General features: G+C 61.0%; 8 protein-coding genes and 2 tRNA genes. All 10 read left to right on the forward strand.

Features of this window, described 5'->3' with window-relative positions; genetic code table 11:
* On the forward strand, positions 1-918 hold the full coding sequence (lepB, locus tag IGS61_RS16295; RefSeq protein ID WP_230540634.1) for a signal peptidase I: 918 nt from the start codon (positions 1-3) through the stop codon (positions 916-918).
* Between the two features lie 87 nt (positions 919-1,005).
* A complete protein-coding gene (rnc, locus tag IGS61_RS16300) occupies positions 1,006-1,821 on the forward strand; it encodes a ribonuclease III (protein WP_086140332.1) in 816 nt (271 codons plus the stop codon).
* A gap of 1 nt (position 1,822) precedes the next feature.
* Positions 1,823-2,725 (forward strand): GTPase Era, encoded by a 903-nt coding sequence (era, locus tag IGS61_RS16305; protein WP_076566641.1) that lies wholly within the window; start codon positions 1,823-1,825, stop codon positions 2,723-2,725.
* 28 nt (positions 2,726-2,753) lie between these two features.
* Positions 2,754-3,590, forward strand: a complete 837-nt coding sequence (gene recO / locus IGS61_RS16310; protein WP_230540635.1) for a DNA repair protein RecO — start codon at positions 2,754-2,756, stop codon at positions 3,588-3,590.
* A 42-nt stretch (positions 3,591-3,632) separates the two neighbouring features.
* Complete coding sequence (gene pdxJ, locus IGS61_RS16315; RefSeq protein ID WP_230540636.1) at positions 3,633-4,394, forward strand: pyridoxine 5'-phosphate synthase; 762 nt, start codon at positions 3,633-3,635, stop codon at positions 4,392-4,394.
* 21 nt (positions 4,395-4,415) lie between these two features.
* Positions 4,416-4,817: a holo-ACP synthase gene (acpS, locus tag IGS61_RS16320; protein ID WP_230540637.1), complete on the forward strand. Its 402-nt coding sequence runs from the start codon at positions 4,416-4,418 to the stop codon at positions 4,815-4,817.
* A 7-nt stretch (positions 4,818-4,824) separates the two neighbouring features.
* Positions 4,825-6,705 carry an excinuclease ABC subunit UvrC gene (gene uvrC, locus IGS61_RS16325; protein WP_230540638.1) on the forward strand — a complete coding sequence of 627 codons (1,881 nt, stop codon included), beginning with the start codon at positions 4,825-4,827 and terminating at the stop codon, positions 6,703-6,705.
* 125 nt (positions 6,706-6,830) lie between these two features.
* Positions 6,831-7,415 carry a CDP-diacylglycerol--glycerol-3-phosphate 3-phosphatidyltransferase gene (gene pgsA, locus IGS61_RS16330; RefSeq protein WP_215408951.1) on the forward strand — a complete coding sequence of 195 codons (585 nt, stop codon included), beginning with the start codon at positions 6,831-6,833 and terminating at the stop codon, positions 7,413-7,415.
* A gap of 105 nt (positions 7,416-7,520) precedes the next feature.
* Positions 7,521-7,596, forward strand: a tRNA-Gly gene (locus IGS61_RS16335).
* A gap of 92 nt (positions 7,597-7,688) precedes the next feature.
* Positions 7,689-7,764, forward strand: a tRNA-Gly gene (locus IGS61_RS16340).
* Position 7,765 lies beyond the last annotated feature (1 nt).

Raw genomic sequence — 7,765 nt, forward strand, 5'->3', positions numbered from 1 at the left:
ATGAACCTGCAAGTGATTTTAGGAAATTTCGCTTTAATCCTGTTCGTGCTGATGGTGTTGACGGGCCTGGTCTGGTGCCTGGATGTGTTTTATCTGTCCAAGCAGCGCCGCAAGGCGGCCGACCTTGCCCTGGCCGAGTTCGATGCGCGCCAGTCCAAGCTGGCCGCCGAGGGCATCAAGTCCGATGCGGGCGGCAGCCGCGCCACCATCGAGGCAGCGCTGTTGCGCCAGCCGACCTGGGTCGAGTATTCGGGCAGCTTCTTCCCCGTCATCGCCCTGGTGTTCTGCCTGCGTTCGTTTTTGTACGAGCCGTTCAAGATCCCGTCGAGCTCGATGGTGCCGACCTTGCTGGTCGGTGACTTGATCCTGGTCAACAAGTTCACCTATGGCATTCGTTTGCCGATCGTCAACAAGCGCATCATTGAAGTCAACGATCCGCAGCGCGGCGACGTGATGGTGTTCAAGTACCCGAAAGATATGTCGCAAGACTATATCAAGCGCGTGATCGGTGTGCCCGGTGATAAAATCACCTATGAAAACAAGCGTTTGACGGTCAACGGCAAGGAAGTGCAGTACACGCCGCTGGACGACTACCTCGATGACGAAAGCACGGTCTACCACAAGCAGCTGGAAGAAAACCTGACGGGCGTGAGCCACCGCATCCTCAACGACGAGCCTGCTCCCACGTTGAACTTGCGCGAAGTCAAGGATTTCCCGCACAAGGAGGCGTGCAACTACAACGAAGACGGCTTTACGTGTGTAGTGCCACAAGGCAATTATTTCATGATGGGCGATAACCGCGACAATAGCGCGGACAGCCGCTACTGGGGCTTCGTGCCGAACGAAAACATCGTCGGCAAGGCTTTCCTCGTATGGATGAACTTCAGCAACCCGAAAAGAGTGGGCGGCATCCATTAAGTCTTTCTTGCATGTAATACCCATGGCTGCCGCGCCGATCCCCCGCGCGGCGGCCAGCCGAATCAATCAGATGACACAGAAACAATAATGAATCTTCAGCTATTGCAAACCCGTTTAGGCTATACGTTCCAGGATGCTGGCCTGTTGCAGCAAGCCTTGACGCATCGTAGCCACAGCAGTTTGCATAACGAGCGGCTGGAATTCCTCGGCGACTCCATCCTCAACTGCGTGGTCGCTTCCATCCTGTACGAACGCTTCAAGACCATCGACGAGGGCGATTTGTCGCGCCTGCGCGCCAACCTGGTGAAACAGCAGTCGCTGTATGAAATCGCGCAAAAGCTGGAATTGTCGCAATTCCTGCGCCTGGGCGAAGGCGAACTGAAATCGGGCGGCTTCCGCCGTCCATCGATCCTCGCCGACACGCTGGAAGCCTTGCTGGGCGCGATTTTCCTCGACACGGGTTTCGATGCCGCCAGCACGGTGATCCGCGCGTTCTACATCCCCATCCTCGACTCGGTCGATCCGCAAACCCTGGGCAAGGATGCCAAGACCCTGCTGCAGGAATTTTTGCAAAGCAAGAAAATTTCGCTGCCACAGTACAACGTGGTGGCCACCCATGGCGCCGCCCACAGCCAGGAATTCGAGATCGAATGCCTGGTGCCGAAATTGAACATCCAGGTCTACGGCCGTGGCGGAAGCCGCCGCGCCGGTGAGCAAGCCGCCGCCAAACTGGCGCTGGACGTGGCCGAGCAGGCACTGTTGAAGTCGCCTGCCGCCAGCCGCAAGCCCAAACCGCGCGCCGCCCAGCTCAAGCTGGCCGGCATTGCCACCATCCAGAGCGACGACGCACAAGCTCCAGCAGCCCCGGCGATCGCCGCTCACACTAAACAGAATCGACACTAGCATGACAGCCACCAAAATGCCCGACAACTTCCGCTGCGGCTATATCGCCATCGTGGGCCGCCCCAACGTGGGCAAATCGACCCTGATGAACGTGCTGATCGGCGCGAAGGTCAGCATCACTTCGCGCAAGGCGCAAACGACGCGCCACCGCATCACGGGCATCCAGACGCTGCCGGACGCGCAATTCATCTACGTCGACACGCCCGGCTTCCAGACGCGTCATTCGAACGCGCTGAACAAGACGCTGAACAAGACGGTGACGAACACACTGATTTCCTCGGACGTGATTTTGTACGTGATCGAGGCGGGCACCTTCGGCCCGGCCGACCAGCAAGTGATGGATCTGCTGCCGAAGGAAGTGCCATGCATCCTCGTCATCAACAAGTCCGACCGCGTCAAGGATAAGGCTGTATTGTTGCCGTTTGCGCAAAAGATCGCCGCCATGCGCGACTTCGCCGCCATCGTGCCCGTCTCCGCCAAGCTGCATTTCCAGCTGGAAGGCTTGCAGAACGAAATCAAGCGTTTCCTGCCGGAAAACCAGCCCATCTTTGGCCCGGACGACATCACGGACCGCAGCGAAAAATTCCTCGCCTCGGAAATCGTGCGCGAAAAACTGTTCCGTTTTGTCGGCGATGAACTGCCATACACGAGTACCGTCTTGATCGAGAAATTCGAGCAGGAAGGCGATTTGCGCCGCGTGTTCGCCGCCATCCTGGTCGAGCGCGATACGCACAAGTCCATGATTATCGGCAACAAGGGCGCGCGCCTGAAGGAAGTCTCCACCCAGGCCCGCCTGGATATGGAAAAGCTGTTCGGCGGCCCCGTGTACCTGGAAATCTGGGTCAAGGTCAAGTCGGGCTGGGCCGACAACGAGGCGGGCTTGCGCGCCTACGGCTACGAGTAATCGGCAACCCGGGGGCGACGCTACACGCATGAGCACCACCACGCCAGCGCAGCCTGATTTCGCGCCAGCTTCACTCGCCGCCTCCACGCCGGCGGCCATCGCGCCGCCGGCCGTACCTCCCACAGCGCCAAGGCGCAGCCGTCCGCCCGCGCGCGACGGCCGCATCGCGGGCCAGCCCGCCTTCGTGCTGCACAGCTACCCGCATAAAGAAACCAGCCTCATCGTCGACGTGTTTACGCGCGAGTACGGCCGCATCGCGCTCGTTGCCAAGGGCGCCAAGCGCCCCCATTCGCAGTTGCGCGGCGTGCTGCAGACGTTCCAGCCGCTGCAGGCGGGCTGGACGGGCAAATCCGAGCTGCGCATCCTGACGGGCGCCGAATGGGTGGGCGGCATGTTGCCGCTGGAAAAGACCGCCTTGCTGTGCGGCTTCTATCTGAACGAATTGCTCGTCAAACTGCTGGCGCGCGATGACCCGCATCCCGTGCTGTTCGACCACTACGTTGCTACCTTGAATCAACTGGCGCACAATGAGCCGCCGCCCATCGTGCTGCGCAAGTTCGAGCGCGCCCTGCTCAAGGAAACGGGCGTGGCGGCCGACCTGACGCGCTGCACGGGCACGCGCCAGGCCGTCGAGGCAGGGCAGGTGTACGTGGTCGACCCGGAACGGGGGCCGCGCCCGGCGCGCGCCAGCGACGCCTGGCCGAAAATCACGGGCAAGACCCTGCTCGACATGGAGCGCGAAGATTATCTTGACGTGGCCACGCAGGCGCAAAGCAAGCTGCTGATGCGTTTTTTGCTGGCCCATCAACTGGGTGGCGCCACCTTGAATACGCGCCAGATACTGATCGATTTAATGCAGCTGTAGCGCTGGATTGTTGCGCTACGGCACTTTACGGATACCATCACTATGAGCTTTTTGCAGCCTTCCGGCCCCGTCATCGACCTGGGTGTCAATATCGACCACGTGGCCACCTTGCGCAATGCGCGCGGCACCGCCTACCCGGACCCGATCCGCGCAGCCCTGCTGGCCGAACAGGCGGGCGCCGACGCCATCACCCTGCATTTGCGCGAAGACCGCCGCCACATCAAGGATGCGGACGTCATCGCCATCGCGCCGCAATTACTGACGCGCATGAACCTGGAAGCGGCCGTAACGGCCGAGATGATCGACTTCGCCTGCCGCATCAAGCCTGCCGACGTGTGCCTGGTGCCGGAAAAACGCACGGAAGTGACGACCGAGGGCGGCCTGGACGTGGTGCGCTACTTCAAGGAAGTGCAGGCTGCCGTCAAACAATTGCAGGGCGAGGGCATCCGCGTGAGCCTGTTCATCGATGCCGACGAGCAGCAGATCGCCGCCGCCGCCGAGCTCGGTGCGCCCGTGATCGAGCTGCATACGGGCCGCTACGCCGATACGGCAGGCGCCGAGCAGCAGGCTGAACTGGAACGCATCAAGGCTGGCGTGCTGTTCGGCGTGGGGCGCGGCCTGAAGGTCAACGCGGGCCACGGCTTGCATTACACCAACGTGCAGGCGATCGCTGCCATTCCCGATATTGCCGAATTGAACATCGGCCACGCCATCGTCGCCCATGCCGTGTTCGTCGGCTGGGAAAACGCCGTGCGCGAAATGAAGGCCATCATGGTGGCCACGCGCCTGGCTGGTAAAGCATAAGCGCGTACAAGGGAGAGCGCCATGATCTACGGCATCGGCACCGATATCTGCAAGATTCCCCGCATCGAGGCGGCCCTGGCGCGCCATGGCGAACGTTTCGCGCAGAAAATACTGGGGCCGCAGGAGCTGGAGAAATTCCGCGCCCGCAGCGCCAAGAACGCCGTGCGCGGCGTGCGTTTCCTGGCCACCCGCTTTGCGGCCAAGGAGGCGTTTTCCAAGGCCATCGGCCTGGGCTTGCGCATGCCGATGACCTGGCCCGCCGCGCAGATGCTGAACCACCCCAGCGGCAAGCCGATGATCGTCTGCAGCGGCGTGCTGGCGGAATTCATGGAAAAAAACCGGCTGAGCGCGCAAGTGACGATCAGCGATGAAGAAGAATATGCGGTCGCGTTCGTGATCGTGGAGCAAGCAGTGCAAGAATGAGCCAGCAATGACCGAAGCAAGCCCAGAATCTTCCTTGGCGGAAACGCCACCCGACCCGCGCGCGCAGGTGCTGGCCACCGTCGCCAAGCTGCCGAACTTGCCCGGCGTGTACCGCTATTTCGACGCCGCCGATAAGGTGTTGTACGTCGGCAAGGCGCGCGACCTGAAAAAGCGCGTCTCCAGCTATTTCCAGAAAAACCTGGCCAGCCCCCGCATCGCCATGATGGTCGAGCGCATCGCGCGCCTGGAAACGACGGTCACGCACAGCGAAGCGGAAGCGCTGATCCTGGAAAACAACTTGATCAAGGCGCTGCAGCCGCGCTACAACATCCTGTTCCGCGACGACAAGTCGTATCCGTATCTGAAAATCACCAACGGCGATGCGCCGCGCATGGTGTATTACCGGGGGGCGGTGGACAAGAAGAACCAGTATTTCGGGCCGTTCCCCAGTTCCTGGGCCGTCAAGGAATCGATGCAGATCCTGCAAAAGGTGTTTTTGATCCGCACCTGCGAGGACAGCGTGTACGCGAACCGCACGCGGCCCTGCCTGCTGCACCAGATCGGCCGCTGCAGCGCGCCGTGCGTGGACCTGATCAGCAAGGAAGACTACAAGAACGACGTGGAAAACGCGGCGCGTTTCCTGCGCGGGCGCCAGAGCGAAGTGCTGGCCGACCTGGAAAAGAAGATGCACGCGTTTGCCGCCGAGCTGAAATTCGAGCAGGCCGTGGTGGTGCGCAACCAGATTGCTTCGCTGTCGCGCGTGCTGCACCAGCAGAGCATGGAAACGACGGGCGACGCCGACGTCGACATCATCGCCGTGCTGGTGCAGGGCGGGCGCGCCTGCGTCAACCTGGCCATGGTGCGCGGCGGACGCCACCTGGGCGACCGCGCCTATTTCCCCAGCCAGCTCAGCGATGCGGCGGCGATTGCCGAAGAGCCGATCGAGGTGGAAGTGCTGGCCGCCTTCCTGGCCCAGCACTACACGGAAAAATTCATTCCCGGCACCCTGATCCTGAACATCGAATTCGACCAGCCGGCCCTGATGGTGGCGCTGATGGAGCAGTGCGGCCACCGCATCAACCTGATTTTCCAGCCGCAGGGGCAGCGCCGCCAGTGGCTTGAGCTGGCGCAAAAGGGCGCCGAGATTTCGCTGGCGCGCTTGCTGTCGGAGCAGGGCTCGCAGCAGTCGCGCACGCGGGCGCTGGCCGAAGCGCTGCGCCTGGAGACGGAAGACCTCGACAGCCTGCGCGTCGAGTGTTTCGACATCAGCCACACGCAGGGCGAGGCCACGCAGGCGTCGTGCGTGGTATTCCACCACCACGCCATGCAGAACGGCGAATACCGCCGCTACAACATCAACGACATCACGCCCGGCGACGATTACGCGGCCATGCGCCAGGTCCTGATGCGACGCTATGAAAAGGTGGCGAATGGCGACGGTGTGATGCCGGACGTGGTCTTGATCGACGGCGGCAAGGGACAGATCGAAATGGCGCGCCAGGTGTTTGCCGAACTGGGACTCGATATCAGCCTGATCGTCGGCGTGGCAAAAGGGGAGGGCAGAAAAGTTGGCCTGGAAACCCTGCTGTTCGTCGATGGCCGCGCGGCGCAGGAGCTGGGCAAGGAATCGGCGGCCCTGATGCTGATCGCGCAGATCCGCGACGAGGCGCACCGCTTCGCCATCACGGGCATGCGCGCCAAGCGGGCCAAGACGCGCCAGACCTCGCGTCTGGAAGAAATCGAAGGCATCGGTGCCAAGCGCCGCCAGAAACTGCTGTCGCGCTTTGGCGGCTTGCGTGGCGTGGTCGACGCCAGCGTCGAGGATCTGATGTCGGTGGAGGGGATTTCCACGCAACTGGCGGAAGAAATCTACAAGCAGTTGCATTGATGCATACAGGCCTGGTCCGGCGCTGCGGCAACCGGACTAGGCTAATACCCCCGGGCCATGTAGACTAGTGGCGCTTTCTTCATACTTTCTTCATATTCAATTTACCCGTCGGCCGATTGCTTCTTATGCCTTTTAATATTCCCATCCTTTTGACCTGGCTGCGCGTGGCCCTGATTCCGCTCGTCGTCGGCGTGTTTTACCTGCCGCCGTCGATGCTGCTGCACGGCGACCAGAACCTGGTCGCCACCCTGGTCTTCATCATCGCTGCCGTCACGGACTGGTTCGACGGCTTCCTCGCGCGGCGCTGGAACCAGACCTCGGCCTTCGGCGCCTTCCTCGACCCCGTGGCCGACAAGCTGATGGTGGCGGGCGCCTTGCTGGTGCTGGTGCAGCTGGACCGTGTCAATGCCGTGCTGGCCTTCATCATCATCGGCCGCGAAATCACCATTTCCGCCTTGCGCGAATGGATGGCGCAGATCGGCGCGTCGAAATCGGTGGCCGTCAGTTCGATCGGCAAGATCAAGACGGCCGCGCAAATGACGGCCATTCCCCTGCTGCTGTACCACGAAGTGATCTTCGGCGCGATCGACACCCATGTGTGGGGCGAGAAGCTGCTGTGGATCGCCTGCGTGCTGACGGTGTGGTCGATGTTCTATTACTTGCGCCTGGCATGGCCGCTCATTAAAGAAAAAGCGGGAAATTTGCACTAAGAATAAGCAGGCGGCTGCTTTATGCGGAATATTTTGCAAAAGACCAGATATTGCCCGTTGACAGCCCCTGTAATCCCTCTATAATGCTGGCCTGTTGTTGATGACGCGGGAGTAGCTCAGTTGGTAGAGCGCAACCTTGCCAAGGTTGAGGTCGAGAGTTCGAGACTCTTCTCCCGCTCCAGTTTTCTGGATCGTGTCATAGGTAAAAACAGCAAATGCAGTAAAAAGTAGTACTGGCGATGTAGTAGAGCTTCTGATACAATGTTGTCCACTGCGGGAGTAGCTCAGTTGGTAGAGCGCAACCTTGCCAAGGTTGAGGTCGAGAGTTCGAGACTCTTCTCCCGCTCCAG

Origin of the sequence: Janthinobacterium sp. FW305-129, from assembly GCF_020858115.1 — a bacterium.
In the GTDB taxonomy this organism is placed as follows: Bacteria; Pseudomonadota; Gammaproteobacteria; order Burkholderiales; family Burkholderiaceae_D; genus Janthinobacterium.

Bases quoted from the DNA above. Each gene is read 5' to 3' on its own strand.
- era (WP_076566641.1), top strand. From the start codon at position 1,823: ATGACAGCCACCAAAATGCCCGACAACTTCCGCTGCGGCTATATCGCC.
- uvrC (WP_230540638.1), top strand. From the start codon at position 4,825: ATGACCGAAGCAAGCCCAGAATCTTCCTTGGCGGAAACGCCACCCGAC.
- pdxJ (WP_230540636.1), top strand. From the start codon at position 3,633: ATGAGCTTTTTGCAGCCTTCCGGCCCCGTCATCGACCTGGGTGTCAAT.
- recO (WP_230540635.1), top strand. From the start codon at position 2,754: ATGAGCACCACCACGCCAGCGCAGCCTGATTTCGCGCCAGCTTCACTC.
- rnc (WP_086140332.1), top strand. From the start codon at position 1,006: ATGAATCTTCAGCTATTGCAAACCCGTTTAGGCTATACGTTCCAGGAT.
- pgsA (WP_215408951.1), top strand. From the start codon at position 6,831: ATGCCTTTTAATATTCCCATCCTTTTGACCTGGCTGCGCGTGGCCCTG.
- lepB (WP_230540634.1), top strand. From the start codon at position 1: ATGAACCTGCAAGTGATTTTAGGAAATTTCGCTTTAATCCTGTTCGTG.
- acpS (WP_230540637.1), top strand. From the start codon at position 4,416: ATGATCTACGGCATCGGCACCGATATCTGCAAGATTCCCCGCATCGAG.